The 26,800-nt window shown below is 55.4% G+C and carries 27 protein-coding genes; 5 read left to right on the top strand and 22 right to left on the bottom strand.

The genetic code is table 11. From position 1 onward, the window contains the following. The first annotated feature begins 71 nt into the window (after positions 1–71). Positions 72–1,313 carry a winged helix-turn-helix domain-containing protein gene (locus tag WA318_RS17300; protein ID WP_336083140.1) on the top strand — a complete coding sequence of 414 codons (1,242 nt, stop codon included), beginning with the start codon at positions 72–74 and terminating at the stop codon, positions 1,311–1,313. Between the two features lie 106 nt (positions 1,314–1,419). On the opposite strand, the gene WA318_RS17295 is transcribed toward WA318_RS17300, so the two are convergent. From WA318_RS17295 to WA318_RS17265, 7 genes are all read right to left on the bottom strand, one after another. Then, positions 1,420–2,190, bottom strand: a complete 771-nt coding sequence (locus tag WA318_RS17295; RefSeq protein ID WP_068519864.1) for an SDR family NAD(P)-dependent oxidoreductase — start codon at positions 2,188–2,190, stop codon at positions 1,420–1,422. Positions 2,191–2,268: 78 nt separating this feature from the next. Further along, positions 2,269–3,276, bottom strand: a complete 1,008-nt coding sequence (locus tag WA318_RS17290) for an ABC transporter ATP-binding protein (protein WP_336083138.1) — start codon at positions 3,274–3,276, stop codon at positions 2,269–2,271. 39 nt (positions 3,277–3,315) lie between these two features. After that, positions 3,316–4,146: a carbohydrate ABC transporter permease gene (locus WA318_RS17285; protein ID WP_114097057.1), complete on the bottom strand. Its 831-nt coding sequence runs from the start codon at positions 4,144–4,146 to the stop codon at positions 3,316–3,318. Positions 4,147–4,156: 10 nt separating this feature from the next. After that, positions 4,157–5,029: a carbohydrate ABC transporter permease gene (locus WA318_RS17280; protein WP_114097058.1), complete on the bottom strand. Its 873-nt coding sequence runs from the start codon at positions 5,027–5,029 to the stop codon at positions 4,157–4,159. A gap of 154 nt (positions 5,030–5,183) precedes the next feature. Further along, positions 5,184–6,494: an ABC transporter substrate-binding protein gene (locus WA318_RS17275; RefSeq protein WP_114097059.1), complete on the bottom strand. Its 1,311-nt coding sequence runs from the start codon at positions 6,492–6,494 to the stop codon at positions 5,184–5,186. Positions 6,495–6,693: 199 nt separating this feature from the next. Further along, positions 6,694–7,644 carry a sugar-binding transcriptional regulator gene (locus WA318_RS17270; protein WP_114097060.1) on the bottom strand — a complete coding sequence of 317 codons (951 nt, stop codon included), beginning with the start codon at positions 7,642–7,644 and terminating at the stop codon, positions 6,694–6,696. Positions 7,645–7,837: 193 nt separating this feature from the next. Then, positions 7,838–8,860 (bottom strand): aspartate-semialdehyde dehydrogenase, encoded by a 1,023-nt coding sequence (locus tag WA318_RS17265; RefSeq protein ID WP_114097061.1) that lies wholly within the window; start codon positions 8,858–8,860, stop codon positions 7,838–7,840. Positions 8,861–9,306: 446 nt separating this feature from the next. Here WA318_RS17265 and WA318_RS17260 point away from each other — a divergent pair, with 446 nt between their 5' ends. The 4 genes from WA318_RS17260 (at position 9,307) to sigJ (ending at position 12,727) form a co-directional block, all read left to right on the top strand. After that, positions 9,307–10,530, top strand: coding sequence for an SAM-dependent methyltransferase (locus tag WA318_RS17260; protein WP_114097202.1), 1,224 nt, complete (start codon positions 9,307–9,309; stop codon positions 10,528–10,530). Between the two features lie 138 nt (positions 10,531–10,668). Beyond that, positions 10,669–11,091, top strand: coding sequence for a hypothetical protein (locus tag WA318_RS17255; RefSeq protein WP_336083130.1), 423 nt, complete (start codon positions 10,669–10,671; stop codon positions 11,089–11,091). 131 nt (positions 11,092–11,222) lie between these two features. Continuing rightward, positions 11,223–11,657, top strand: coding sequence for a carboxymuconolactone decarboxylase family protein (locus WA318_RS17250; protein WP_336083128.1), 435 nt, complete (start codon positions 11,223–11,225; stop codon positions 11,655–11,657). Positions 11,658–11,803: 146 nt separating this feature from the next. Further along, positions 11,804–12,727 carry an RNA polymerase sigma factor SigJ gene (sigJ, locus tag WA318_RS17245; protein WP_336083126.1) on the top strand — a complete coding sequence of 308 codons (924 nt, stop codon included), beginning with the start codon at positions 11,804–11,806 and terminating at the stop codon, positions 12,725–12,727. 37 nt (positions 12,728–12,764) lie between these two features. On the opposite strand, the gene leuB is transcribed toward sigJ, so the two are convergent. The 15 genes from leuB to WA318_RS17170 all read right to left on the bottom strand — a co-directional run bounded on the left by leuB (position 12,765) and on the right by WA318_RS17170 (position 26,769). After that, entirely contained in the window at positions 12,765–13,868 is a 1,104-nt protein-coding gene (leuB, locus tag WA318_RS17240; protein ID WP_336083124.1) for a 3-isopropylmalate dehydrogenase, read from the bottom strand. Positions 13,869–13,960: 92 nt separating this feature from the next. Further along, the gene (gene leuD, locus WA318_RS17235) at positions 13,961–14,572 is read right to left on the bottom strand and encodes a 3-isopropylmalate dehydratase small subunit (protein ID WP_114097065.1); all 612 of its coding nucleotides are present in this window, start codon (positions 14,570–14,572) and stop codon (positions 13,961–13,963) included. 4 nt (positions 14,573–14,576) lie between these two features. After that, positions 14,577–14,765 (bottom strand): hypothetical protein, encoded by a 189-nt coding sequence (locus WA318_RS17230; protein WP_114097066.1) that lies wholly within the window; start codon positions 14,763–14,765, stop codon positions 14,577–14,579. An 11-nt stretch (positions 14,766–14,776) separates the two neighbouring features. Then, on the bottom strand, positions 14,777–16,183 hold the full coding sequence (gene leuC, locus WA318_RS17225; RefSeq protein WP_114097204.1) for a 3-isopropylmalate dehydratase large subunit: 1,407 nt from the start codon (positions 16,181–16,183) through the stop codon (positions 14,777–14,779). Positions 16,184–16,736: 553 nt separating this feature from the next. Next, entirely contained in the window at positions 16,737–17,141 is a 405-nt protein-coding gene (gene rplS, locus WA318_RS17220) for a 50S ribosomal protein L19 (protein WP_068519851.1), read from the bottom strand. A 3-nt stretch (positions 17,142–17,144) separates the two neighbouring features. Beyond that, positions 17,145–17,861: a tRNA (guanosine(37)-N1)-methyltransferase TrmD gene (gene trmD / locus WA318_RS17215; RefSeq protein ID WP_114097067.1), complete on the bottom strand. Its 717-nt coding sequence runs from the start codon at positions 17,859–17,861 to the stop codon at positions 17,145–17,147. Between the two features lie 3 nt (positions 17,862–17,864). Next, positions 17,865–18,539 (bottom strand): ribosome maturation factor RimM, encoded by a 675-nt coding sequence (gene rimM / locus WA318_RS17210; RefSeq protein WP_114097068.1) that lies wholly within the window; start codon positions 18,537–18,539, stop codon positions 17,865–17,867. A 48-nt stretch (positions 18,540–18,587) separates the two neighbouring features. Next, on the bottom strand, positions 18,588–18,998 hold the full coding sequence (gene rpsP / locus WA318_RS17205) for a 30S ribosomal protein S16 (protein ID WP_114097069.1): 411 nt from the start codon (positions 18,996–18,998) through the stop codon (positions 18,588–18,590). Between the two features lie 149 nt (positions 18,999–19,147). Next, positions 19,148–20,635 carry a signal recognition particle protein gene (gene ffh, locus WA318_RS17200; protein ID WP_336083115.1) on the bottom strand — a complete coding sequence of 496 codons (1,488 nt, stop codon included), beginning with the start codon at positions 20,633–20,635 and terminating at the stop codon, positions 19,148–19,150. A 244-nt stretch (positions 20,636–20,879) separates the two neighbouring features. Beyond that, complete coding sequence (gene panC / locus WA318_RS17195) at positions 20,880–21,749, bottom strand: pantoate--beta-alanine ligase (protein WP_336083113.1); 870 nt, start codon at positions 21,747–21,749, stop codon at positions 20,880–20,882. A gap of 54 nt (positions 21,750–21,803) precedes the next feature. Then, positions 21,804–22,649, bottom strand: a complete 846-nt coding sequence (gene panB, locus WA318_RS17190) for a 3-methyl-2-oxobutanoate hydroxymethyltransferase (protein ID WP_114097071.1) — start codon at positions 22,647–22,649, stop codon at positions 21,804–21,806. A 214-nt stretch (positions 22,650–22,863) separates the two neighbouring features. Continuing rightward, positions 22,864–23,562 carry a cyclic nucleotide-binding domain-containing protein gene (locus tag WA318_RS17185; protein WP_114097072.1) on the bottom strand — a complete coding sequence of 233 codons (699 nt, stop codon included), beginning with the start codon at positions 23,560–23,562 and terminating at the stop codon, positions 22,864–22,866. A 78-nt stretch (positions 23,563–23,640) separates the two neighbouring features. Continuing rightward, on the bottom strand, positions 23,641–23,829 hold the full coding sequence (ccoS, locus tag WA318_RS17180; RefSeq protein ID WP_114097073.1) for a cbb3-type cytochrome oxidase assembly protein CcoS: 189 nt from the start codon (positions 23,827–23,829) through the stop codon (positions 23,641–23,643). Positions 23,830–23,833: 4 nt separating this feature from the next. Next, positions 23,834–26,254, bottom strand: a complete 2,421-nt coding sequence (locus tag WA318_RS17175; RefSeq protein WP_336083110.1) for a heavy metal translocating P-type ATPase metal-binding domain-containing protein — start codon at positions 26,252–26,254, stop codon at positions 23,834–23,836. Then, positions 26,251–26,769, bottom strand: a complete 519-nt coding sequence (locus WA318_RS17170) for a FixH family protein (RefSeq protein ID WP_336083107.1) — start codon at positions 26,767–26,769, stop codon at positions 26,251–26,253. Before WA318_RS17170 ends, WA318_RS17175 begins: the two co-directional genes overlap by 4 nt. Between the last annotated feature and the right edge of the window lie 31 nt (positions 26,770–26,800).

Genomic DNA, 26,800 nt, shown 5'->3' with positions numbered 1-26,800 from the left:
CTCCTGCCATATCTGTCAGGAGGATATGTTAGCATCACGCTGTTTTTATTTACCAATTTTCCCGAGTGATCATGCCAGTTGACAGTATTTCCATGCCCGATGCCCCGGTCGAGATTTCGATAAAGCAGGCGCGTAATCTTGCCCTGTGCGGGCAGGGATTTGATCAGAATGACAGCAAGCCTGTGACCAAACGCCGGATCATGAAGGCGATCCGCCAGACCAATATGTTGCAGGTCGATAGCGTCAATGTGCTTACCCGCGCCCATTACATGCCGATTTTTAGCCGGTTGGGTGTCTATGACCCGGCGATGCTTGATGACATTGTCTGGGGCAAATCGCGCGACCGGAAATTGTTCGAATATTGGGGCCATGAAGCATCGATGATCCCGGTTGAGGATTATCCGCTCTATCGCTGGCGGATGGAGGATGCCGAGCAGGGCAAGGGCACCTGGGGGCGGATCGCCCGCATCCGGCACGAGAGACCCGAACTGGTCACCGGCATCCTTGATCACATCGAACGCAACGGCCCGGTCGGTTCAAGTGACCTTGAAGAAAAGGGTGCAAGCAGTTCGCAATGGTGGGGATGGTCGAAAACCAAGACCGCCATGGAATATCTGTTCTGGAGCGGGCAGGTGATGGCGCAAAAGCGCCGGTCAAGTTTCGAGCGGATTTACGATTTGCCACACCGGATCATCGGGGATGCGGCCCATGATCCGGCACCGGACCGGTTGGAGGCGCAATCAGACCTGATCTGCAAGGGGATTGCGGCGATGGGTATCGCCACCGAAGCCGATTTGCGCAAATATTTCCGCTTGCCGACGGCTGATGTGAAGGACTGTCTGGTCAAACTGGTCGAAGAGGGACGGTTGCTGCGCGCGGATGTCGAAGGCTGGAAACAGGCAGGATATCTGTGCCCGAACGTCAATCCGCGGGCGCGGGCAAAGCCGACCTGTCTGATGGTGCCATTTGATCCGGTGATGTGGGAACGTGACCGGGTCGAGCGGATATTCGGGTTTAACTACCGGATCGAGATATATGTTCCGGCCGAAAAACGCCAATACGGCTATTACGTCCTGCCATTCATGCTCAATGGCGAATTTGTTGCGCGTGTCGATTTGAAGTCCGAGCGCAAGAAAGGCGTTCTTCTGGTGCAAGGCGCGCATCTTGAAGACGGGCTTGCCCAAGGTAATGTTGCAGGCCCGTTGATGGCGCATTTGCAGCGTCTTGCAACGTTCCTTGGCCTTGAAAATGGTGTTGAGGTCGTGGGGAATAATGCGTTTTCGCGCTATCTGGCGAGTGTTCCGGTTTCCTGAAAGGGTAAACGGGGCGCAGGTCCCACATCTGCGCCCCGTTTTACCACTGTTCCGACTTTGACCATAAAAAGCTTCAGGACATTATGGTCAACAGTTGCACCTGGCCTTACCAGCAGGTGTAACCCCCATCAGCCAGAACAATGGATCCGGTCATCAGGCTGGAAGCATCGGATGCCAGGAACAGCACAACCGATCCGATTTCTTCGGTCAGGCCAAGGCGGGCCATCGGGGTGCCATTGATCCATGCGTCATACATTTCCGGCTTGGATTTCACGAATTCATTCAGCGGGGTCGCAATATAGGTCGGTGCAACCGCGTTGACGCGCACACCACGCCCGCCCCATTCAGCAGCCAGTGATTTGGTCAGGTGATGGACCGCTGCCTTGGAGGCATTGTAATAGGCCTGCTCCTGCGGCTTGTTGACGATGAAGCCCGACATCGAGCCGACATTGACGATGACGCCGTTTTTCTTGGCCAGCATCTGTTTGCCAAACTCGCGGCAGCACCAGAACGTCCCGTTCAGATTGACGTCAATGACATTAAGCCAATGTTCATCGGTCACGGTTTCTGCCGGGGTTTCCGAACGCGCAATACCGGCATTGTTGACCAGAATATCGATGCCGCCCTGCTTGGCCATTTTTTCGGCACTGGCACGGACCTGATCGGTGTTGGTGACATCCATGATGTCGATATCGGCGGTGTAACCCTTGGATTTCAGGTAATCACGGCCTTCTTCGGCAACAGCTTCGCTGATATCGCCGATGACAACATGGGCACCGGCCTCGGCCAGTGCTTCGCAGCAGGACAGGCCGATGGCGCGACCGCCACCGGTGACATAGGCGCGACGCCCGGAAAGATCGAACTTTTTAAGATACATTTTGGACTCACAGTTAGCTTGATTGGTAAGGCGGGATCGCAAGCCGCCAAGGGCTTTGCGATCCGGTTTGTTCACGTATCAGGATGCGCCAAGCGCCAGACCATGGGCGTCAAAGCGGTGGATGCGATCCTGTTCAGGTGTCAGGAAGATCTTGTCATGTTCACCAAGTGGCATTTCGCCGGTGGCACGGACCGTCATCGGACCAAGGCCATCGGCTTCGACATGGAGATATGTCTCAGCTCCGAGATGTTCGGCGATTTTGACTGTTGCAGCGATGACGCCACTTTCAGTGCTGACCGTCAGATGTTCGGGACGAATGCCGATTTCATGACAATTGTGTTTTGCTGCAAGCTCCCCGCCCAGGAAGTTCATTTTTGGCGAGCCGATGAAACCGGCGACAAATTTATTGGCGGGGTTGTTATAGAGTTCCATCGGCTTGCCGACCTGTTCGACACGGCCAGCCTGAAGAACCACAATCTTGTCGGCCATGGTCATGGCTTCGACCTGATCGTGGGTCACATAGATCATGGTGGTTTTGAGTTCCTGATGCAGCCCGGTGATTTCAAGACGCATATTGACGCGAAGGGCGGCATCAAGGTTTGAAAGCGGTTCGTCAAACAGGAAGGCCGCCGGGTTGCGCACGATTGCGCGACCAATGGCAACACGTTGACGCTGACCACCGGAAAGGGCGCCGGGACGCCGTTCGAGATAGTCGGTCAGGTTGAGGATTTTGGCCGCAGACTGGACCTTCTGGTCGATGACATCCTTGCTTTCACCCGCCATTTTCAGACCAAAAGCAATATTGTTATAGACCGTCATATGCGGATAGAGCGCATAGGACTGAAAGACCATCGACAGGCCGCGTTTGGCCGGTGCCTCGTTGGCAACGTCGGTTCCGTCGATCAGGATTTTGCCATCTGTGACATCTTCCAGACCGGCAATCAGACGCAGCAGGGTTGATTTCCCGCAGCCTGACGGACCGACAAAAACAACGAATTCACCATCATTGATATCAAGATCAACACCGGGAATAACATCCAGCGTTCCGAAGCTTTTCTTGACTTTTTCCAGTCGGATAGCACCCATTTTGGTGTTCCTTCTTTCTCTATTTTCACGGGCTTGCGGTTACTTGACCGCGCCGAATGTCAGACCACGTACCAGCTGTTTCTGAGAGAACCAGCCGATGACCAGAATTGGGGCAACCGCCAAGGTTGATGCGGCTGAAAGCTTGGCCCAGAACAGCCCTTCGGGGCTGGAATAGGATGCGATGAAAGCCGTCAGCGGGGCGGCATCAGACGTTGTGAGGTTGAGCGTCCAGAACGCTTCATTCCAGGCCAGGATGATGTTGAGCAGCATGGTCGAAGCAATGCCGGGAACAGCCATGGGCAACAGCACAAAGATGATTTCCTTGGGCAGGGTTGCGCCATCCATCCGCGCGGCTTCCAGAATGTCGGTCGGGATTTCCTTGAAATAGGTGTAGAGCATCCAGACCATGATCGGCAGGTTGATCAGGAACAGCACCATGATCAGACCAAAGCGCGTATCAAGCAGGCCCCAGTCGCGGAAGACCAGATAGATTGGCACAAGCACGCCAACCGGTGGCATCATCTTGGTCGACAGCATCCACAGAAGCGCGTCCTTGGTCCGCTTGGTCGGGTTAAAGGCCATTGCCCATGCGCAGGTCACGGCAAAGACCAGACCAACCAGTGTCGACCCGACAGACAGGATGATCGAGTTCAGGGCGAACTTGAAATAGTTAGAGCGTTCCTGAACCTCGGCGTAGTTTTCCAGCGTCCAGTCAAAGGAAATGAAGCTGGGCGGGATCGAAACCGCTTCGAGTTCGGATTTGAAGCTGGTCAGGACCATCCAGAAGATCGGGAAGAAGATCAGAAGCCCGACGATCCAGGCAAATACCGAAAAGCTGATATAGCCAAGGGGAGATTGTTTATGTTCCATGTCGCGCCCCTTACTTGTCCAGGTTTTTGCCGATAAGGCGGATCAGGAAGATCGCCACGATATTGGCCAGAATGACCGCGACAATGCCGCCAGCCGAAGCACCACCAACATCAAACTGCAACAGCGCCTGCGTATAGACGAGGAAGGCGATGTTGGTCGTTGCCAGACCCGGGCCACCCCCGGTGGTCACAAAGATTTCGGCAAAGACGGTCAGCAGGAAGATGGTTTCGATCAGGATTACAACCGTGATCGCGCGGCTGAGATGGGGCAGGGTAATATAGAAAAATATCGCGACCGGACCGGCACCATCCATCTGGGCGGCTTCTTTCTGGTCACGGTCAAGCGATTGCAGTGCTGTGAGCAAAATCAGAACAGCAAAAGGCAACCATTGCCATGACACCATGATGATGATCGAGGTCAGCGGTGCATTGGTGAACCAGTCAATCGCGGGCAGGCCAAGCAAACTGGCGATCCAGGCAAACATCCCCGAAACCGGGTCCATCAAAAGGTTTTTCCAGACCAGTGCATTCACGGTCGGCATAATAAAGAACGGTGCGATCACCAGCAGACGCAGAATACCGCGTCCGAAGATCGGCTGATCAAGCATCAGGCCAAGCAGGATGCCGCCAACCACGGTGATGACAAGAACAGAGCCCACCAGCAAAAGGGTGTTTGCAAGCGATGCAAAGAAAGCCGGATCTGTCAGGAAAAATTCGTAATTAAGTGTACCGATCCATTCTTCCATTCCCGGCGACAAAAGGTTGTAGCGCAGGAAGGAGAAGTAAATCGTCATGCCCAGCGGGACGGCCATCCACAAAAACAGGACAATGATCGACGGCGCGGACATGATACGCCCGGTAAGGGTCGAGGCCCGTGTCGACATGATGTGCTCCCCGAGATTGATGTTGCTGATCCTATTCCAGATGGAAAGAGGGCGGTGCGTTTTGCAACCACCGCCCCAAGTTCATCAGGTCAAGGAGGCGCAGGCCAGAAATCATTTCAGATGTGCGATAAAATGAAATCCGGCCTGAGGTGCATCAGTAGTAACCAGCCTTACGCATGGTGCGGTCGGTACCGGACTGTGCAGCGGCAAGAGCCTGTTCGACAGTCATCTGACCGGCAAGAGCAGCAGAGAATTGCTGACCGACCGTGGTGCCGATGCCCTGGAATTCCGGGATCGCAGCGAACTGGACACCAACATAGGGCTTCGGTTTCATGGTCGAGTTGATCGGGTCTGCACTATCGATGGCAAGAAGGGTCTCGTCAGCAAACGGTGCGGCTTCGAGATATTTCGGGTTCTGATACAGCGACATACGGGTGCCCGGCGGTACGTTCGCCCAGCCTTCTTTCGACGCTACCAGTTCCAGATAGTTTTTCGAGGTCGCCCAAGCGATGAATTTCTGGGCGGCTTCGACTTTCTGGGACCCCATCGGAATGCCAAGGTTCCAGGCCCAGAGCCAGTTGGCGCCGGTGCAGGTTGCCGCACACGGAGCTTCGGTGAAGCCGACCTTGTCGGCCACTTTGGACTCTTTGGGGTTGGTTACGAAGGATGCCGCAACCGTTGCATCAATCCACATGCCGCATTTGCCCGAGTTGAACAGCGACAGGTTTTCGTTAAAGCCGTTCGAGGTCGCGCCCGGAGGACCATAGTTACCAAGGATATTGGTATACATGTCCAGGGCCGCTTTCCACTCGGCACTATCGAAGGTCGGGTTCCAGTTTTCATCAAACAGGCGCGCGCCATAGGCATTGCCCATGGTGGTGATCAGCGCCATGTTTTCACCCCAGCCAGCCTTGCCACGCAGGCAGATGCCATAGACACCTTCGTCGGGCTTGTGGAGTTTTTTGGCGATCTCAAGGGTCTGATCCCAGGTCAGGCGACCATTGATGGTGATGCCGGCCGCGTCAAACAGATCCTTGCGATACATCATCATCGAGCTTTCACCGTAGAACGGTGCAGCATAGAGTGCGTCATCCTTGGATACTGCGGAACGGATGGCGGGCATGATGTCATCAACATCATAGTCCGGGCCAAGTTGATCGAGCGGTGCCAGCCAGCCTTTTTCAGCCCAGATCGGCACTTCATAGGTGCCAATCGTCATGACGTCATACTGACCGCCCTTGGTGGCGATATCAGTGGTGACGCGCTGACGCAGGGTGTTTTCTTCCAGCGTGACCCATTCAAGCGAGATGTCCGGATTTTTGGAGGTGAAATCATCCGTCAGCTTCTGCATGCGGATCATGTCACCGTTATTGACGGTTGCGATGGTCAGTTTCGTTTCGGCATTGGCGTGTGCGATACCGCCAGCCAACAGCGCACATAGCGCTGCTCCCATTACGCGTTTCATATTTCCTCCCAAAAGGACTGTCTACCCGTTGGGCAACTTGGGTTGCCCGTCTTGATCATTTGTTCAGGTAATGAGCATTCACTCAATTTTACCTCATCTTGTCAAACGAAATCGTTTTTGCGGCGCACAAAACAAAACCCTGCCAGAAGATCTGGCAGGGTGGTTTTATGCTGGATTGTTGCAGACTTGCGCAGGCGTGCTAGCGCAGCAAAGATTCAGCTGTTGCCTCGTCGGTGATCAGGGTCGAAATCAGCTTTCCGCGCATGGCCCCCCGAATCGCTGCGACCTTTTTGGCCCCTTTGGCAACGGCGATGGTGTTGGTTGCCGGCTGGCAGGCGGGCGCGCTGGTCACACAATTATTCACCGGATGATCAAGGATATTGCCGTCCTGATCAAAGGACCAGCTGATGACTTCGCCAATCGCACCGCTGTCGCGCAGGGAGGTCAGTTCATCCTTTGAAATAAACCCGTCAATATGAAGCGGCGCGTCATCGCCCAGATGCCCGACACCCATAAAGCGGATATCGGCTTCGCGTGCGAGCTTTAGGATATTGTCCATCGGCGGCTGCTTTTGCATGCGTTCGCGCATTTTCGGGTCTTCGATGATGACCGGGATCGGCAGCGGATAGTGCGGCGCGCGGGTGCGGTCGGCAAGATCGGTGACCGCATCATAGAAACTTGCCGCCCCGTCATGGGCGATGGTGCCGACCAGCGAGACGATCTTGTGATGGCTTCCGTCAATCCGGCCGATTTCATCGACCATGGCGCGCATGGCCCGTCCGGTGCCAAGGGCGATGATTTTGGGATCGGTCGATTGCAAGGTGCGTTCAAGATAGTTTGCCGCGGCCTGCGCCATGCCAAACATTGCCTCGGGCGCAGAGGGATCGGTCGGCACGACATCGCAATTGGCCAGTCCGTATTTCTCGCAGATGGCCCGGCCCAGTTCCATGCAACGGGTGATCGGATGATCAAGACGAACCTTCACAAGGCCCTCGCTGACAGCAGCCGAGACCAGTCGTTGCGCGGTCGGGCGCGAAACACCAAGCTTGTGGGCGATTTCGTCCTGCGTATTGCCGGCGCAATAATAAAGCCAGCCAGCGCGGGCTGCTTCATCCAGACGGGCCGCTTCCTTGCGGGTTCGTTTTACCATCCGAGTCCCCCGATATGTCTTTTTGCGCGTCACCCGTCCCGGATATGGCCGGTGTGTGACGGATTATTTTTCCCTGAAGTCTTATACTTTTCCCTAGCGCCTTTTGGAAACTCTTACCAGCATCCATATGTCTATAAACGACAAAACCCGCCTTGTGACGGGCGGGTTTTGAAGATGAAACTGTTGGTCTGCCTTATTTCCTGGGCAGGAATTCCGCGACCAGTTTTTCGGCAATCTGAACCGCGTTCAGGGCCGCGCCCTTGCGCAGGTTATCGCCAACACACCACAGCGACAGGCCGTTCTCGACCGTCGGGTCCTTGCGCACGCGCGAGACAAAGACATTGTCTTCGCCCTGGACTTCCTGCGGGGTGACATAGCCTTCGTCCTGGCGGTAATCGACAACCGAAACGCCCGGGAAGTCTTTCATTGCCTTGCGGGCTTCTTCGACGGTGATCGGTTTTTCAAACTCGATATTGACCGCTTCGCCATGACCGACAAAGACCGGGACGCGAACGCAGGTCGCATGAACGGCGATTTCCGGATCAAGGATTTTGCGGGTTTCGACCGACATTTTCCATTCTTCGCGGGTCGCGCCATCATCCATGAAATTGTCGATATGCGGGATGACGTTAAAGGCGATCTGTTTGGTGAATTCTTCCTTTTTGGGAAGGTCATTCACATAGATGCCTTTGGTCTGGTTAAACAGCTCGTCCATGGCGGCACGACCGGCACCCGACACGGACTGATAGGTCGCAACAACGATGCGTTTGATCGTGGCGATGTCATGAAGCGGTTTAAGGGCCAGAACCATCTGAATGGTCGAGCAGTTCGGATTGGCGATGATGTTCTTTTTGGCGTATCCGGCCAGTGCATCGCCATTGACCTCGGGCACGACCAGCGGAACACCCGGTTCCATGCGCCAATAGCTTGAATTGTCGATGACAACGCAGCCTGCTTCGGCCGCCTTGGGGGCCAGTTTCCTGGCGGTTTCACCACCGGCCGAGAACAGGGCGATATCGACGCGCGAGAAATCAAAGGTTGCGGCATCAAGAACACTGATCTCGTCATCTTCGCCATAGCCGACGGTGCGCCCGATGGATTTCGACGATGCCAGTGCAAAGACTTCATCGGCCGGGAACTTACGTTCGGCAAGGGTGTTGAGCATTTCGCGCCCGACATTTCCGGTCGCGCCGACAACGGCAATCTTGTAGCCCATCAGGTGCCTCTTTTCAGTCTTGTGGGCATGGTGGCCAGACCCGGACCGACGTGGAAAATCCGCGTTATGGTTCGGACGGCGCAGGACACATGCCTGTGGATAATTTCGGATAATCTGCGGCGAGATGTAAGGCTTTCAAAGCAATTGCGCAAGCGTATCCTTGATATGGCTGATGCGATTACTACTTGAGATCGCAAAAAAATCTGGCAAAATCGTCAGTGGGGTTCATGTGTCGAACCCGAAATCAGAATCGTTTTGCATCCTGCTTGGTTGATTCCTGTTTTCGGCTTGGTCCGCATCGCGTAGCCGCAGCCACCATCTAAGACCTTCCGAACGGCAAGATAGAGCGATCCTGAACAGGGTTCGATACAGATATGCAGCGTGACTGCATATGGGGCGATCAATATTCCGACTTTTGCAAAAAGGACGGCCTGATGACGTACCCGATGAGTTTGGATTGGACACAAAAAAAGGTTCTCGATTTCTTTCGGGAACATGTAACGCGCGGAACACTGGTTTTTCGCGTCGATGACAAGCATGAAGTCGTTTTGGGGGATGGCGCGCCGCCAAGGGCCGGGATGACCGTACCCGACTGGGCCAATACCCTTAAAATGGCGCTAAGTCCCGATCCGGGATTTGGCGAAGCCTATATGCATGGCGGCTTTGATGTCGTCAGCGGCGAAATGGAAGACCTGATCCGGGTGTTGCGCCTGAATTTTGAAGGCGGGCATTCCTCAAGCGGTTTTGGCACCTTCATTGAAAAACTGCAGGCGCTTAAATTCCAGATCGCACAGTTCACCACTGTCAAGGCCGCCTCCAAGCGGGTGCGCCATCATTATGATATCGGTAATGATCTTTACACCCGGTTTCTTGATCCGGAGATGCAATATTCATGTGCCTTCTGGGATGATGGTGCGCAGACGCTTGAAGAAGCCCAGCACCGCAAAATGAGCCTGACCACCCAGCGCCTGAAAATCAACGAACCGGGTTTGCGGATTGTCGATATCGGGTGTGGTTGGGGTGGACTGAGCCGGTTCATCCATCGTGAAACCGGTGCCGAAGTCCACGGGATCACATTATCGACCGAGCAATATAACTGGGCGCAGGAGAAGCGCGCAGAGCTGGGCGACAATGCCAAGGCCGGGCTTGATTATCATCTGCTGGATTATCGGGTGTTTGCCGATGCCAATGCCGGTAAATATGATCGCGTGGTTTCGGTCGGCATGTTCGAACATGTCGGGCGCCATCAGTTCAAAACCTATTTCGAAAAGGTTGGTGAACTGCTTAAGGTTGGTGGGCGGGCGGTCATTCACACCATCATCAAGCCGCGCGCGGAATTCACATCGCCCTGGATTGATAAATATATCTTTCCGGGTGGCTATATCCCGGCAGTGCATGAAGTGATTGAGGCGGCTGAACATGCCAAGCTGATGGTTGAAGCATCGCATTTCCACCCCGGTCGCAACTATGCCCGGACCCTTGTCGAATGGCGGGAACGCTTCCGGGCGGTGCGCGACGAACTGGACCCGACCAAATATGATGAGGAATTCCGGCGGATGTGGGAGTTCTATCTGGCGGGTTGCATAAATGCCTTTGACGATTCCGAGGGCGGTGGCGGCATGCGGGTCGGCCAGTTTGTCTTTACCAAGCCGGGCTTTGAATATGCCTGATGTCACAGGGCGGGAAACGAAGGTTTCCCGCCCTGGCGGTTTTAACAGCCAAATCAAAATCCAATATACATCGCGTGGTCGACCGGCACGACAGATGTAAAAAACGACTAACCGGTCATTTTGTCGGGAGGAAACGACATGCTTAAAGTGATGGACCGGGACGATCGTAATCAGCGTGCCCGTGACGTGTCTGTGATCACGGGTGCTACGCATATCGGTCAGGTCGAGGACTATATACGCGCATTGAGCGCAATCGAACTTTCAAGCTGTGAACGCGATATGCTGCGCGCCCATGCAAAGGCGCCGGGGCGGGAAATAACCGGACTTGAACTGGCCGAAACCGTCGGGCATTTCGGATGCCGGATGGGGCTTAAGAAATATGGTCGTCTGGCAGCCAAGATATCGACAGCTGCCGGACTGCCGATCTGCCAAACCGATGTCAGTGATTATCTTGCCGCGATCTTTACCCTTGCAGATGGCAAGCAATCGGATGGTGAGGACTGGAACTGGGTGATGCATGAGCAGGTGGCAGGTGCCATGGAAAATCTTGGTCTGGTCTAGGTTTTCAGAACAGAACGTAGCCGGTTACAAAAAATATCGAAAAAAACGTGTGGTCGTGTAACGCGGTCCATCCGCGTTTCGTCCTTGTGGGCAGAAGGGAGATGATCCCGTATTCCACAAGGAGATTTGTCATGAGCCGCTTTTCATTCCCCGAAGCCAGCCCGTCCCTGTTCAAACCGATGCTTGCCCTTGCGACAGCGCTTGGTGACAACGCCAAAATCCCGGCCGTGTTGCGTGATCTGATCGAGTGTCGTGTGTCGCAGATCAATCAATGTTCCTATTGCCTGCGCATGCATTCAAAAAGCTTTGCCGAACATGGCGGAGATTCGGTGAAACTGGCTCTTTTGCCGGTCTGGCGTGCAGCAGAGGGATTTGACAATGCCGAACGGGCAGCGCTGGACTGGGCGGAATGCCTGACCAGGGTTGAAAGTCAGGAACGCATCGCGCAAACCCATCGTCAGCTTGTCGAACATTTTGAAGCGGATGCAGTTTCCGAGCTGACCTGCATCATTTCGACCATGAATGCCTGGAACCGTCTGGGAATTGCCCAGCACGAATTTGCATGATGCGGGGGCCTTTGCGCAAGGAGGTCGATGATGATATCGCCTCTTTGCAAGATCATCGCCCATCGGGCAGGATGAACAGCACCACGAAACCTTTTTGCGCGGCACAGGGTGAACCTGTGCCGCTTTACCCGTTTGATGGACCCAAAATGTCGGATCAGATTTTTGAACAGCACCGGGCACGACTGACGGCACTGGCCTATCGGATGCTGGGCAGTCATGCCGATGCCGAGGATGCAGTTCAGGATGTCTGGCTGCGCTGGCGCAAGCAGGACCATGACATCATCAGTGATGCGACCGGCTGGCTGGTGCGGGTCTGTAGCAATATCTGTCTCGATGTTTTGAAATCGGCCCGGCGACAACGCGAAAATTATGTCGGCAACTGGTTGCCCGAACCCTGGATGCCGTCCGAGCCCCCCAAGGCCGAAGCCAATCTGATTGAACAGGACGGGTTGGGGCAGGCCTATTTATTGATGCTTGAACGTCTGACACCGATCGAGCGGGTCGCACTTGTCCTGCATGAAGTGTTTGACTGGTCCCATGACGATATCGCACCTGTGATCGAACGGACTGCCAACAATACACGGCAAATCCTGTTTCGGGCGCGCGGCAAGATGAAACGCGACAGCGAACGCGATGCCACCCCCGATCCGGCAGGGCGGATATGGGAACAGCCGAAAATAGAAGCCTTTATCAAGGCACTTAGTCTGGGTGATATCCGTCAGCTGGTCAGTCAGCTGGCTCCGGATGTGATCCTGCATTCCGATGGTGGTGGCAAGGCACAGGCAACCGCCAATCCGTTATTCGGGGCTGATCATGTTTCCCGGTTCTTCGTCGGGGTTTGGGGCAAGCGTGATCCGCGCGAACGTGTGTTCCATATCACCATTGAGGGTGAATGCTGGCTTCTGATGCAGTTGAACGACATGATTGTAACCGGGATCAGCGCGTCGGAGCGCGACGGACGGATTGTTGATCTGTTTGTCCATCGAAATCCCGACAAGCTCGAACGGTTCAACGCGGTGATTGCCGATGCAACCGAGATTGATCTGACAAACAAAAAGGCCGGGGAATGAACCCCGGCCTTTTCAATTTCGAGATCAGAACGACAGATCAGACAAGTTTGTCGAGTTCGTTGATCAGCGACTCACCCATGACGGTGGTCGAAACTTTGGCCATGCCCGGCTGCATGATGTCACCGGTGCGAAGCCCGCCCTTCAGGACGTTCTGAACAGCGGTTTCGATCAGGGTTGCATCATCGCCCATATCGAACGAGTAACGCAGCATCATGGCAAAGGACAGGATGGTTGCCAGCGGGTTGGCAATGTCCTGACCGGCAATGTCCGGAGCCGAACCGTGTACCGGCTCATACAGGGCTTTGCGTTTGCCGTCAGCGTCTGCTGCACCAAGCGATGCAGACGGAAGCATGCCAAGCGATCCGGTCAGCATGGCCGCGCAATCAGACAGAATGTCGCCGAACATGTTGGTGGTGACCATCACGTCGAACTGTTTCGGGTTACGAACCAGCTGCATGGAAGCGTTATCGACATACATATGGCTGATTTCGACTTCCGGGAAGTCCTTGGCAACACGTTCAACAACTTCGCGCCACAGAACGGTGGATTCCAGAACGTTGGCCTTGTCGACAGAGCACAGACGCTTGTCACGTTTCATGGCCATGTCAAAAGCAACGCGCGCAATGCGTTCTACTTCGGGCTCGGAATACACCAGGGTGTTGTAGCCATAACGAACGCCGTCGCGTTCTTCGATGCCACGCGGCTGGCCGAAATAGATGCCGCCGGTCAGTTCGCGAAGGATCATGATATCCAGACCCTTGACCACGTCTTCTTTCAGGGTTGATGCACCAACAAGTGCATCAAACACCAGTGCCGGACGCAGGTTGGCAAACAGGCCCATTTCCTTGCGGATTTTCAGAAGACCGCGTTCCGGTTTGATATCAAACGGAAGGTTGTCCCATTTCGGACCACCAACAGCACCGAGCAGAACCGCATCAGCTGCCATTGCATCGGCAAGGGTTTCGTCGGTCAGCGGGTTGTTGTGCGCATCGATCGATGCGCCGCCAATCAGGCCTTCGGTGATTTCGAAGTTCACATCACGCTTCTTGGCCATCCAGTCCATGACGCGCTGAACCTGACGCATGACTTCCGGGCCAATTCCGTCGCCCGGCAGCATCAGTACTTTTTTGGTGGTGGTCATAAAAGAATCCTTCCCAGATATTTTCGGGGCCGCTCACCCCGTAACGATAGAAAAGGGGTGGCAAACGCAACCGTTCGCCACCCCTTTTTGAATTAGAGCGACAGCCAGGGCTGCGAGGCCGCGCGTTTGGCTTCAAATTCGTTGATGGCATCGCCTTTCTGCAGGGTCAGGCCGATATCGTCGAGACCGTTCAGCAGGCAATGTTTGCGGAATTCTTCGACTTCAAACTTGATGCAACCGCCGTCCGGACCGGTGATTTCCTGTTTTTCAAGGTCAATCGTCACGGTGGCGTTGGAACCACGTTCTGCATCGGCCATCAGCTTGTCGACATCTTCGTGCGGCAGACGGATCGGAAGGATGCCGTTCTTGAAGCAGTTGTTATAGAAAATGTCGGCAAAGCTTGGTGCGATTACGCAGCGAATGCCGAAATCAAGCAGCGACCAGGGTGCGTGTTCACGCGACGAACCGCAGCCAAAGTTATCGCCAGATACAAGGATCTGGGCATTGCGATAAGCCGGCTTGTTGAGAACGAAATCAGGGATCTCGTTGCCATTGTCGTCGTAACGCATCTCATCAAACAGGTTCTTGCCAAGGCCCGAACGTTTGATGGTTTTGAGGAACTGTTTGGGAATGATCATGTCGGTATCGACATTGATCATCGGCAGCGGTGCTGCAACACCGGTGAGCTTGGTGAATTTATCCATTGTCTTATCCCTTGCTTCCAGTTTCCCAGGCCAGACCCAGTGCTTCGATCAATTCTTCGGTAGCATCGAGTTCCTGCGCGACGAAATCGGGAAGGTTGATCCCGGTCAGCTGCGGCAGGAGCTGCTCAAGCACAGGGGCACGTCCCAGACGTGGTGCGCTTTCGCGGAAATTGATGAATGCAGTGTCGGCCATGGGAACTGTCCTTAACCGAGTTTACGAATGTCGGTCAGATGACCGGTGATAGCAGCAGCTGCTGCCATGGCCGGGCTGACGAGGTGGGTACGACCACCACGGCCCTGACGGCCTTCGAAGTTACGGTTCGAGGTCGAAGCGCAACGCTCGCCCGGTGCCAGACGGTCCGGGTTCATCGCCAGACACATCGAGCAGCCCGGTTCGCGCCAGTCAAAACCGGCTTCGATGAAGATCTCATGCAGACCTTCGGCTTCGGCCTGTTCCTTGACCAGACCAGAACCCGGTACGATCATCGCATTGACCGATGCGGCAACCTTGCGGCCCTTGGCCACTTCGGCAACAGCGCGCAGGTCTTCGATACGACCGTTGGTGCAAGAACCGATAAAGACGCGGTCGATCTTGATTTCCTCGATCGGGGTGCCAGCGGTCAGACCCATATATTCGAGCGAACGCGCGATGGCTTTCTGCTTGCCCGGATCCTTGGCATCGGTCGGTGCCGGAACAACACCGGTAACCGGGACGACGTCTTCCGGGCTTGTGCCCCAGGTAACCTGCGGGACGATTTCGGTGGCATCAATCTCGACGATCTTGTCGTAATGAGCACCTTCGTCAGACGGCAGGGTCTTCCAGTATTCAACAGCCTGTTCGTATGCGGCACCTTTGGGTGCCATTGGACGGCCCTTGATATATTCAAAGGTTTTCTCGTCCGGTGCGATCAGGCCTGCACGTGCGCCGCCTTCGATCGACATGTTACAAACGGTCATGCGGCCTTCGACCGACAGTGAACGGATTGCCGAGCCTGCATATTCGATGACATAGCCGGTACCGCCAGCGGTGCCGATGCGGCCGATGATGGCAAGAGTGATGTCCTTGGCGGTCACGCCCGGATGCAGATCGCCCTCGACCTTGACCAGCATGTTCTTGGCCGGTTTCTGAACAAGGGTCTGGGTTGCCAGAACATGTTCGACTTCGGACGTGCCGATACCGAATGCCAGCGCACCGAATGCCCCGTGGGTGGAAGTATGTGAATCACCACAAACCATGGTCACACCCGGCAGGGTGAAACCTTCTTCCGGACCGACAATGTGAACGATACCCTGACGCAGGTCGTTCATCGGGAAGTAATGAATGCCGGTGTCGCGGGCGTTCTGGTCAAGGGTTTCAACCTGAATGCGGCTGTCTTCTTCCTTGATGCCCTGGGTACGATCAGACGTCGGAACGTTGTGATCCGGAACCGCAAGGGTCAGCTCGGGATGGCGCACTTTGCGGCCGGAATTGCGAAGACCTTCGAACGCCTGCGGGCTGGTTACTTCGTGGACGAGATGACGGTCAATATAAAGCAGGCAGGTGCCATCATCCTGCGTATCGACCACATGACTTTCCCAAATCTTGTCAAAAAGGGTTTTAGGTTGACCCATCTCGACCTCCTCATAAAACATCGATCTTTTGAGCAGCAACAACCGTCCGTCTGAGTGGTCCGGAGTTTCGCGAAGAAATGTGCGCAAGTCTTGATGCCGGTATCGGCGGGCGGGCTTGGCGGTTTCTCCGGCGCAACCGGTTTGACCCGATTTGCGAAATTTTATTATCCAGAACCACGCGGGTTTGATTGTTTGTGCCGCGGGAGTGCCTTTATACACTCAAGCCTTTAAATCGCAAGGCATGGGGCGCGTGTTTTTCCCGGATTTGCATCCGGAAATTGAATCACAAAAAATACAGCATCCCTGAGTAGCCAAATCACCGGAAATCGATATAGGTTAGGGATATCTGATATAAAAAAAGCTGATCGGAATATGGTATGGTTTCTGCGGGTCAGGATTGCCGGTCCGGATTTTCGGCGATTCGCTATAATGCAATCATAGCGTGTATTTGCCTGTTTCTTTCCCTTGGCACCCTGTCGGAACAGACAAAAGAAAACGGGCCCACCCGAAGGTGAGCCCGTCTTTTCGTCTGACATAGCCAAACGGCGGAGAATTACTTCTTCGCGCGTTCTGCTGCGGTCAGTTTGCCTTTGTGGCCAGTGGTCTGCTCGGCGATACGTGCAGACTTACCGGTACGACCACGCAGGTAGTACAGTTTCGCGCGACGGACGTCACCGCGGCGAACGACTTCGATTTTGTCGATGGCCGGGGAGTACGACTGGAAGATACGCTCAACGCCTTCGCCCGATGCGATTTTACGCACGGTGAAGGAAGAGTTCAGGCCGCGGTTCTTCTTGGCGATGCAAACGCCTTCGAACTGCTGGATACGCTCACGGGTACCTTCAACGACTTTCAGGTGTACACGAACGGTATCACCGGCGTCGAATTCCGGAACTTCGCGCTGCGCAACGATTTTGTCGAGCTGCTCATTCTCGAGCTGCTGGATGATGTTGGTCATGGTTTAACCCTCTTTGATGTTCCCGTTTGCGACATACTGGTCCCAAAGGTCCGGGCGTCGCTCACGAGTAATTTCTTCTGCCTGTGCATGCCGCCAGGCTTGTACCTTGGCATGATGTCCGGAAAGCAAGATCTCCGGCACGTCACGCCCGTTCCAATTGGCCGGGCGCGTGTAATGCGGATATTCAAGCAACCCGGTTTCAAAGCTTTCCTCGTCGACGGATTCAGTCTTGTTGACTGTTCCCTCGATGAGGCGAATGCACGATTCAATCAGGACCATGGCCGGCAGTTCGCCGCCCATGAGGATGTAATCACCGATGCTGATTTCCTCGGCCTGATGTTCATCCAGAACCCGCTGGTCGATACCTTCGTAACGACCGCAAAGCAGGATGGCACCAGGACCTGCTGCCAGTTCACGGCAACGTTTCTGGTTCAGCACTTTTCCCCGCGGGCTGAGGTAAATCAGCGGCAAGTTCGGTGCATCTGCACGCAACTCACGCAGGGCGGCGTCGACAATATCCGGGCGCATGACCATACCGGCCCCGCCCCCGAAGGGATTGTCGTCTACAGTGCGGTGGCGGTCGGTTGCATGATCGCGGATGTCTTTGACATCAAGCGACCAGATCCCGTTCTCAAGCGCACGGCCAGCCAGAGACTGTCCAAGCACGCCCGGAAACATTTCCGGGAACAGGGTTGCAACTTTTGCCTGCCACACAGACATCGATCAGGCCTCCTTCCCGCTGCCGGTCGCGGTTTCCGCGCCTACTGCATCGGCAGTGACGGCATCAGAATCGCGGTCGGCCTGAGAGTCCTTGCGGGGTTTGTTGGGACGACGGCTGCGATTGCCGGGTCCTTCCTCGTCCTGCAGTAGCCCCTCGGGCGGATTTACCACCAGTTTGCGTTCCGAAAGAACCACATCGGGAACAACTTCCCTGGTAAACGGAAGCACGACAACCTTGCCCCGGACTTCTTCGAGCGCGACTTCGATTACGTCGCCAGCGCCAAAATCAGCCACACCACGTACGGTCCCGAACAGCGATCCATCAATGTGGAAGGCTTTCAGACCGACAAGGTCAGCAAGATAGAATTCGTCGTCATCTTCCGTTTCGGGCAGTGCCGTCCGCGGTACATGAAGCTTGGTTCCCCGCAGCCGTTCGGCGGCGTCCCGGTCGTCCACACCTTCGATCTTGGCGATCAGCTGGTCGCGGACATGTCCAACGGGCGAGAGCTTGTATTTCACATGCCCTTTTGCGTCGAACAACGGGCCGTAACCGACAAGGTTATCCGGGTCGACGGTATAGCTTTTGACGCGCACGGCACCACGCACCCCGTGCGGGGCGGTGATCATGCCGACGCAGACATAAGCTTCGTCGTTCTTGGATTTGCGGGTATCAGCCATTTCGGTTCACAAGTTTCCGGTATCTGATCAAAGCGTGCTTTCAGCGAATTACTCGCCTGCAGCTTCTTCAGCAGGTGCTGCTGCTTCGGCAGCGGCTTCCGCAGCAGCGGCAGCAGCAGCTTCAGCTTTTTCAGCTTTCTCACGAAGACGTTCCTGAGCTTTCGCTTTCGGAGCAGACTTCTGCGGCTGTTCGGTCGGTTTGAACGCATCGGCCAGGCCAGCTTTGCCCAGGAAACGTGCAACACGATCGGTCGGCTGTGCGCCAACAGACAGCCAATATTTAATGCGTTCTTCTTTGAAGGTAACGCGATTGCCAGCATCCTTCGGGAGCATCGGATCATAGGTACCGACTTTCTCGATGAAGCTGCCGTCACGCGGAGCGCGGGCGTCAGCAACTACGATACGGTAGTACGGACGCTTTTTGGCACCGCCACGGGAAAGACGAATCTTGACAGCCATTCGGATAAGTTCCTTTCAGCTTGGGTTTGTAGTCTTAAATCAGGACCCCTTGGGGCCTATTCGCTTAGTCTTGTAGTCATCCGGCCTTGTGGGCCGTTTCGGTTCCTAAGAGGAATTCTTGAGAACCCGTTTAAGAACCTGGGATCTGGCTATTTCTTTTTGCCAAACCCCGGGAATCCCGGAGGCAGGCCACCGCCGCCTCCCAATCCCGGCAGACCGGGCGGCAAGCCGCCTGCACCACCGGGGAAACCTTTTGGCAGATTGCCAAGGTCCGGCATATCGCCGCCCTCGAGCATTGCCGGATCCATTTTCGGCATACCGCCAAACAGACCCTTTTTACCCATCTTGCCCATCTTTTTGATCATGGTGGACATGGTCTGGTATTGTTTGAGCAGCTTGTTCACATCCTGAACGCTGAGCCCGCAACCCGCAGCAATACGCTTTTTGCGCGATGCCTTGATCAGGGCCGGGTTTTCACGTTCCTTCGGCGTCATCGACAGGATGATCGCTTCCTGATGTGTCAGAAGTTTCGGATCAAGCTTGGTCTGCGACATCTGTTTTTTCAGCGCGCCCATGCCCGGCAGCATCCCCATGATGCCGGAAAGATCACCCATCTTCTGAAGCTGCTTGAGCTGTGCGAGAAGATCGTTCAGGTCGAACTGACCCTTACGCAGCTTCTTCGCCATTTTCTCGGCGTCTTCGGCCTTGATCGTTTCAGCCGCCTTCTCGACAAGGCTGACAACGTCGCCCATGCCCAGAATACGGTTGGCAATACGATCCGGATGGAAAGCTTCCATCTCGTCGATTTTCTCGCCGACACCGATCATCTTGATCGGGCAGCCGGTGATCTGACGCATCGACAGGGCCGCACCACCACGTGCATCACCGTCAATACGGGTCAGAACGATACCGGTGATACCGACCTTGTCGGCAAATTCCTTGGCCACATTGACCGAGTCCTGACCGGTCATCGCATCGGTGACCAGAAGGGTCTCGACCGGGTTGACTGCATCGCGGATCTGGGCGACTTCGCTCATCAGTTCCATGTCGATATGCAGACGACCGGCGGTATCAAGGATGACCGCGTCATAGCCTTCCTTGCGACCGGTATCCATCGCGCGCTTGGCAATCGAAACCGGCTTTTCACCCAGAACGATCGGCAGAACGCCAAGACCGTTATCGTCGGCCAGAATTTTCAGCTGCTGCTGTGCGGCCGGACGATAGATATCGAGCGATGCCAGGAGAACTTTCTTGTTGCGCTTCTTGGTCAGGTGCAGCGCGATCTTGGCAGAACTGGTGGTCTTACCCGAACCCTGAAGACCAACCATCAGGATCGGAACCGGCGGGGTGGCGGCAAGATTGATGTCTTCGCCTTCGCCCAGCATGTTTTTCAGTTCGTCATGGACGATCTTGACGACCATCTGGCCCGGGGTGACCGAGCGCAGAACGTCCTGACCAACCGCACGTTCGGTGGCATTGGAAATAAAGGCTTTGACGACCGGCAGCGCAACGTCAGCCTCAAGCAGGGCGACGCGTACTTCGCGCATGGCTTCCTTGACGTCGGATTCCTTCAGCGCGCCACGTTTGCGCAGCTTATCGAGAACTCCGCCAAGGCGATCGCTTAGTCCTTCAAACATTCCAAATCCCGTCTGTGTTGCCGGTGTTTCCACCGAGTACGCACAAAAAACTAAAACCCAGTGCTCGAAAACTCGAGGACTGGGGGAGTCACCCCTTGGGCGACCGTTGGTGAGGAGGGTTTATTGGATCGGGGGTAAGGAGTCAAGCGCAATCGGGCGCAAAAGCGCGATGTTCTGCGCTTTTCGAGTCAATTCGCACCCAATCGCTGATTCTGATGAGGGCAAGGTGGTCCCAACCAGATGTTTAGGCCGCGGAACCACCCGGAATAATCGCATGATTATCAATCAGGCGTGCCTTGCCAAGACGGGCAGCAACAAAGATGCGTGCCGGTTTCTTGACGGTATCATTCACCAGTTCAAGCGTTTCCGCATCCCGGACTTCAAGATAATCGATCGGTGCAAAGCCCGCAGCAAGGATATCTTCGCGCCCCTTGGCAAGAAGCGGGGCAAGGGCGGCACCCTTTGCCGCCTGTGCGGTAATGTCGGCCAGAACCCGGTTCAGGGTCGGGGCGACAGCGCGTTCTTCGGGCAACAGATACCGGTTGCGCGATGACATGGCCAGACCATCCTCTTCGCGCAGGATTTTGGCACCAATGATGTCGACCGGGATGTTGAGATCGGCTGCGAACCGGCGGATGACCATCAGTTGCTGATAGTCTTTCTGGCCGAAAATTGCGCAATCGGGCAGGGATTGCAGCAGCAGCTTGGTAACGATCTGCGCAACCCCGTCAAAGTGACCGGGACGGGATGCGCCGCAAAGCACATTGGTCATGGCACCATCGACGCTGACCTTGGTGGCAAAGCCGTCGGGATACATTTCCTCGACCGAGGGGGCAAAACAAAGCTCGACCCCGGCAGCATCAAGAAGCTTCTGATCGTCAGGCAGGGTGCGGGGATAGGCCCCGAAATCCTCGTTCGGTCCGAACTGGGTCGGATTGACGAAAATCGACACGATCACGCGATCCGCATGTTCACGGGCAAGGTGCGTCAGGCTGATATGGCCATCATGCAGCGCGCCCATGGTTGGAACCAAGGCAACACGCAGGCCTTGTGCGCGCCAGTCGGCAACAGTCGCGCGCAAATCTGCGACGGTGTGAACAGTCGTAAGGGACATCGTGATCGTCGTATCGAAATTTCAAGAAATCGCGGCGGTCAGAACCAATGGTTCTCAGACCGCGCGCAACTTACCCTTATTGGGGACACCAAAGCAATGTTCATCCGCCGGGAACTGACGGTTGCGCACTTCGCTGGCATAGGTGCCAACAGCTTCGGAGATTGCATCCCCGAGATTGGCATAGCGTTTGACGAATTTCGGTGTGAAATCGGAAAACAGGCCAAGAATGTCCTCGGTCACAAGCACCTGACCATCGCAGGCCACCGATGCACCAATCCCGATGGTCGGAATATCAATGGTTTCGGTAATACGGCGAGCAACTGCTTCAACCGTGCCTTCGATCACGACGGAAAAGGCACCGGCCTTCGCAACCGCGATGGCGTCATTGACGACCTTTTCAGCAGCCTCATCACCGCGACCCTGGCTTTTGAAGCCGCCCATCGTGTTGACCTGCTGGGGCATCAGGCCGATATGGGCCATGACGGGAACGCCGCGCTGGCTTAGGAATGCGATGGTTTCGGCAAGCTCGGCACCGCCTTCGAGTTTGACGGCAGCGCAGCCGGTCTCGGCCAGAATGCGCGATGCCGTACGGAAGGCCTGTTCCTTGGATTCCTGATAGCTGCCGAACGGCAGGTCAACGACAACGCAGGCATTTTTCGAGCCGCGCATAACCGCCTTGCCATGATTGATCATCATATCGACGGTCACAGCAAGCGTGCTGTCCATGCCATAAACAACCATGCCCAATGAATCGCCGACCAGCAAAAGGTCGCAATGTTCATCAAGACGCTGAGCCATCGGCATGGTGTAAGCGGTCAGGCAGACAATGGGTTCAGAACCCTTGCGGGCACGAAGTTCAGGGACGGAGGTCCGGCCCATCTTTTTAGTGGTGGCACTCATGACGTTTCTCCCCCGGTTCGACCGGAATTGGCTGCCCGATCTGTGTCGAGCGTGCCGTCATGTTTACAATATGATGACGGTATTCGGGAAATATTTTTTCGCAATCGCGAAATAAGCAATTCGGCCAATAGTTTATCAATTGGCCGAATTCATGCTTTGTCCGTATCTGAATTCAGGCACGTTAAGGGTCTTATTGTGCGGTTGCACAAAAAGCTCAGAGGCCTTCGGCAAGGTCTTCGAGCATATCAAGACCGACGGCCTCGATATGGCGGTTATCCTTGAGTGAAATCGTTGCTTCCTTGCGCAATTGCGTCAGGGTGCGCGACACGGTTTCAATGGTCAGGCCCAGATAATCGGCAATGTCGGACCGGCTCATCGGGACATTGATCATATCGGTGTTTTCACCGCGATGTTCCTGACGGCGGGCCAGCATCAGCAAGAAGGATGCGACCTTTTCCTTGGCGGTCTTGCGACCAAGCAACAGCATCTGATCTTGGGCTGCGGCGAGTTCGTCCACAGCCATGCCCAGCATGCGTTTTTCCAGATGCGGGAACTGATCAAACAGTTTTTCAAGCTTGGTCCGCGGGAAACGGCAGGCCGTTACCGGTTCAATCGCCTCGGCGGTGTAGCTGTAATTGGCATTCAGCGCCAATCCCAGAAAATCACCGGCAAACAGGAAGCCGGTGATCTGTCGGCGACCATCACCCAGCAATTTATAGAGCTTCACAGAGCCGGACGTGACGTTGAAAACGTAGTCGGCTTCCTCTGCTTCGTGGAAGATGGTGCTGTGCGAATCAAACTGGACGTGGGTCAGCAGTTGGCGCAACTGATCATGTTCAGCCCCGTGCAATGACGAGCAAAAGGTCAAGTCCTTGATAGAACAGGCTTCGCAAAGTTGGGGGCGGACTGCCATCGCAGACTCCGATGCTGGTGAGTCGAGACATTATATCGGGTTAATCTATGCGAACAGATAGGTGTGTTTCAAGCTATTCTAACTATCATTTTTTTTGAGTTTCTTGGATTTGTGCGCCAGTGCTTCATCATCGTCGTCAAACAGGATGCGATTGGCAGCCCCTTCCATATCATCAAACTGCCCCGAACGCAGCGACCAAAGGAACGCACCAAGGCCCAAAAGCCCCAGAAACAAAGCGATCGGGATCAGAAGAAGAAGGTTGCTCATGCCATTAGGCTCCTGCCTGTTGGGATGTTTGCGGGTGTACCTTGAACCCATGGTCATCTGGTTTGGACGATTTTGCATGCAGGCGCAAGGCATTGGCAATCACGATCAGTGAAGACGACGACATGGCGATTGCGGCAATCAATGGCGTGACAAATCCCGAAACCGCCAGCGGAATCGTGATCAGGTTATAGGCAAAGGACAGGGCAAAGTTCTGTCGGACCAGACGGTCAGCCTTGCGCGCGACATCAATGGCCTCGATCACCGCACCCAGTCGGTCCCCCTGAAAGACAATATCTGCGGCATTTTGCGAAATCTCGGCCGCAGTAGCAGGGGACATCGAGGCATGGGCGCAGGCAAGGGCCGGGGCATCATTGATGCCATCGCCAACCATAAGGTCATGTTTGCCGTGATCGGCACGGGCTTGAACAAAGGCGGCTTTGTCGGTTGGTGACATACGGGCATGCCAGTCCCGCAGGCCAAGTGTTTCGGCCAGCTGGCGCACCGTGCTGCTGCGATCCCCCGAAAGCAATGTCATATCAAACCCGCGCGCACGCAGGGTTTCAATCACGCTATCGGCATCATTGCGCGGTGTATCGCGGAAAACAAAACGTGCCGGTGATTTCCCCGGTTCGGCAAGCCACAATTCCGGGCCGGTAATATCGGATGGCAAATCGGCATTTTCGGCAATGTTGCAAAATGTCCGGCTACCCAGCAGGACCGGTCCCGACGGGCCTTGCGCGGTCAGGCCAAGGCCGGGCTGTTCGGTCACATTGGGACAAGGTGTTACATTGCCAGCAGCGCGGACCAGTGCACGTGACAGGGGATGGTTGCTGTTGGCGGCGATCTGGGCGGCAAGTTCCAGCGCATCCGGATCGGTCTGGCTGACGAGTTCGGGTTTGCCGGTGGTAAGCGTCCCGGTCTTGTCAAAGATGATACCGGTGATCTTGGTCAGGCGTTCAAGGGCGGTTGCCGATTTGACAAGAATACCCGCACGCAGCAATCGACCGGTTGCAATGACCTGAACCACAGGAACGGCAAGGGCAAGGGCACAGGGACAGGTAATGATCAGAACCGCAATCGCGTTCATCAGGGCATCCTGCCAGGGCAGGCCGCCAATCAACCACCATCCGGCAAAGGTCGCCAATGACAGGAAATGAACCACCGGTGCATAGGATTTGGCAACCCGGTCGGCAATGGCGACATATTTCGCACGCCCCTGTTCGGCATTTTCCATCAGTCGGACAATCTCGGACAGCAAGGTATTGCCACCGGTTGCTGTGACACGAATACGCAATGGTGCGGAAATGTTGGTGGTGCCCGCAAACACCGTTTTACCCGGCCGGGTCAGAACAGGGATGCTTTCGCCAGTAATGACGCTGGTGTCGATATCGGACTGGCCGTCGATGACTTCGCCGTCGATGCCGATGCGTTCGCCGGCTGCGGCCAGAACAACCATACCCGGTTCGGCCTTGTGAGGGGCAATCAGACGTCGCGTACCATCATCATCAATCACGGTGATGGACCGGGCATTAAGAGATAACAGATGTTCGGCGGCGGACCGGGCCTGTCCACGGGCGCGACCATCAAGATACCGCCCGATCAGCAGGAAGAACAAAAGCGTGATGGCACTATCGAAATAGGCATGCGGTTCGCTTCGGATGGTTTGGGCAAGGCTCATGCCCAGTGCAAGGATCACTCCAAGGCTGATCGGCACATCCATATTGACCCGGCGATTGCGGATCGCCCCGATTGCAGAACGGTAAAACGGCATGCCGGCATAGGCGGCAGCCGGAAGTGCAATTAACGCGGACAACCAGTGAAACAGGTCGCGGGTGGCCCCGCCCATGCCCTGAAAATATCCGGCCCATACCGAAACCGACAGCAACATCACATTGCCTGCTGCAAACCCGGCAACGGCCAGACAACGCAGCAATTCCTTGTTGCGTGACACTGTTGCCTGTTCAAGGGCGGCCGGGTCAAACGGGATCAGGCGATAGCCCATCTGAAGAACCGGGGCGACGATGGCACCGATATCGGATTTGTCGCCCTGCCAGCTCAGTCGCAGGCGCCGGGTTGTCATATTGACCCGCGCCCTGATCACGGCCTCGTTGCGTTGAAGCAGGGTTTCAATCAGCCAGACACAGGCCGCACAATGAATGCCGTCAACCATCAGGTTAAGATGATGGGTGCCTTCATTGTCGGTGCTGGTCAGTTCGGTAAAATCTAAACTGCCAACGGGTTCCTCGTCCGGGCGAAGAGCGCGGATTTTCGGATCGATTGCACGGCGTTTGTAATAGGAAGACAACCCCAATTCGCCAAGAAGCTCATAAGCCCCTGCACAGCCTGAACAGCAAAAATCAGGACCGGCCGGTGACGCGGCGGTCACCGGTTCCTGACAATGACGGCAAAGGGCGGATTGGGTCATGGATTGATGACGACGTTCTCAAGCATCTGGTAGTCATCACCCATCGCATGGGCAATGGTCCGAACTTGCCAGCGACCATAAACCGGGATTTCTACGCTTGCGCGATATTCGCCCGGTGCGATTTCAGCCAAGGGTACGGTCTGGTCCAAATCGTCGCGATCCTGACGGGTCATGACCACCGACATCCTGGCCCCGCTGATCGGTCGGGATTCCTTGTCGCGGAAAAGGACTGTGACGGTACCCGCCTGATTGATGACGCCACCAACGGTCAGTTTGCTCCGCCAGCCAAGTTCGGCCTGACGGGCTGCGCCGGAAATGGCGGCATTGTAATTGTTGCCTTCTTCAAAGGCATGCTTGGTCACAAGTCCGTTCCAGCTGGTCATTGAAAAGGTGATCAGCGAGATATTGGCAATCAGCATGACGGCAAAGCCGCCAACAAAATACCATGGGATCCAGCGGTCCGACTTGCGCGGGCCATTCCGGGTGGAAGAAGGCGTGGTCATATGCGTTGCCATTGCGTGTCTTTCCTGTGCCAAAGCATTTGCA

This window comes from Thalassospira sp. CH_XMU1448-2, from assembly GCF_037027285.1.
Classification (GTDB): domain Bacteria; phylum Pseudomonadota; class Alphaproteobacteria; order Rhodospirillales; family Thalassospiraceae; genus Thalassospira; species Thalassospira profundimaris_C.
The sequence above is the reverse complement of the archived record's forward strand: the minus strand, read 5'-3'. Positions and strand labels throughout refer to the sequence as shown.

What these genes read in the sequence shown, in the direction of transcription:
- WA318_RS17300 (WP_336083140.1), top strand. Translation starts at nt 72, where the DNA reads ATGCCAGTTGACAGTATTTCCATGCCCGATGCCCCGGTCGAGATTTCG.
- WA318_RS17295 (WP_068519864.1), bottom strand. Translation starts at nt 2,190, where the DNA reads ATGTATCTTAAAAAGTTCGATCTTTCCGGGCGTCGCGCCTATGTCACC.
- WA318_RS17290 (WP_336083138.1), bottom strand. Translation starts at nt 3,276, where the DNA reads ATGGGTGCTATCCGACTGGAAAAAGTCAAGAAAAGCTTCGGAACGCTG.
- WA318_RS17285 (WP_114097057.1), bottom strand. Translation starts at nt 4,146, where the DNA reads ATGGAACATAAACAATCTCCCCTTGGCTATATCAGCTTTTCGGTATTT.
- WA318_RS17280 (WP_114097058.1), bottom strand. Translation starts at nt 5,029, where the DNA reads ATGTCGACACGGGCCTCGACCCTTACCGGGCGTATCATGTCCGCGCCG.
- WA318_RS17275 (WP_114097059.1), bottom strand. Translation starts at nt 6,494, where the DNA reads ATGAAACGCGTAATGGGAGCAGCGCTATGTGCGCTGTTGGCTGGCGGT.
- WA318_RS17270 (WP_114097060.1), bottom strand. Translation starts at nt 7,644, where the DNA reads ATGGTAAAACGAACCCGCAAGGAAGCGGCCCGTCTGGATGAAGCAGCC.
- WA318_RS17265 (WP_114097061.1), bottom strand. Translation starts at nt 8,860, where the DNA reads ATGGGCTACAAGATTGCCGTTGTCGGCGCGACCGGAAATGTCGGGCGC.
- WA318_RS17260 (WP_114097202.1), top strand. Translation starts at nt 9,307, where the DNA reads ATGAGTTTGGATTGGACACAAAAAAAGGTTCTCGATTTCTTTCGGGAA.
- WA318_RS17255 (WP_336083130.1), top strand. Translation starts at nt 10,669, where the DNA reads ATGCTTAAAGTGATGGACCGGGACGATCGTAATCAGCGTGCCCGTGAC.
- WA318_RS17250 (WP_336083128.1), top strand. Translation starts at nt 11,223, where the DNA reads ATGAGCCGCTTTTCATTCCCCGAAGCCAGCCCGTCCCTGTTCAAACCG.
- sigJ (WP_336083126.1), top strand. Translation starts at nt 11,804, where the DNA reads ATGTCGGATCAGATTTTTGAACAGCACCGGGCACGACTGACGGCACTG.
- leuB (WP_336083124.1), bottom strand. Translation starts at nt 13,868, where the DNA reads ATGACCACCACCAAAAAAGTACTGATGCTGCCGGGCGACGGAATTGGC.
- leuD (WP_114097065.1), bottom strand. Translation starts at nt 14,572, where the DNA reads ATGGATAAATTCACCAAGCTCACCGGTGTTGCAGCACCGCTGCCGATG.
- WA318_RS17230 (WP_114097066.1), bottom strand. Translation starts at nt 14,765, where the DNA reads ATGGCCGACACTGCATTCATCAATTTCCGCGAAAGCGCACCACGTCTG.
- leuC (WP_114097204.1), bottom strand. Translation starts at nt 16,183, where the DNA reads ATGGGTCAACCTAAAACCCTTTTTGACAAGATTTGGGAAAGTCATGTG.
- rplS (WP_068519851.1), bottom strand. Translation starts at nt 17,141, where the DNA reads ATGACCAACATCATCCAGCAGCTCGAGAATGAGCAGCTCGACAAAATC.
- trmD (WP_114097067.1), bottom strand. Translation starts at nt 17,861, where the DNA reads ATGTCTGTGTGGCAGGCAAAAGTTGCAACCCTGTTCCCGGAAATGTTT.
- rimM (WP_114097068.1), bottom strand. Translation starts at nt 18,539, where the DNA reads ATGGCTGATACCCGCAAATCCAAGAACGACGAAGCTTATGTCTGCGTC.
- rpsP (WP_114097069.1), bottom strand. Translation starts at nt 18,998, where the DNA reads ATGGCTGTCAAGATTCGTCTTTCCCGTGGCGGTGCCAAAAAGCGTCCG.
- ffh (WP_336083115.1), bottom strand. Translation starts at nt 20,635, where the DNA reads ATGTTTGAAGGACTAAGCGATCGCCTTGGCGGAGTTCTCGATAAGCTG.
- panC (WP_336083113.1), bottom strand. Translation starts at nt 21,749, where the DNA reads ATGTCCCTTACGACTGTTCACACCGTCGCAGATTTGCGCGCGACTGTT.
- panB (WP_114097071.1), bottom strand. Translation starts at nt 22,649, where the DNA reads ATGAGTGCCACCACTAAAAAGATGGGCCGGACCTCCGTCCCTGAACTT.
- WA318_RS17185 (WP_114097072.1), bottom strand. Translation starts at nt 23,562, where the DNA reads ATGGCAGTCCGCCCCCAACTTTGCGAAGCCTGTTCTATCAAGGACTTG.
- ccoS (WP_114097073.1), bottom strand. Translation starts at nt 23,829, where the DNA reads ATGAGCAACCTTCTTCTTCTGATCCCGATCGCTTTGTTTCTGGGGCTT.
- WA318_RS17175 (WP_336083110.1), bottom strand. Translation starts at nt 26,254, where the DNA reads ATGACCCAATCCGCCCTTTGCCGTCATTGTCAGGAACCGGTGACCGCC.
- WA318_RS17170 (WP_336083107.1), bottom strand. Translation starts at nt 26,769, where the DNA reads ATGGCAACGCATATGACCACGCCTTCTTCCACCCGGAATGGCCCGCGC.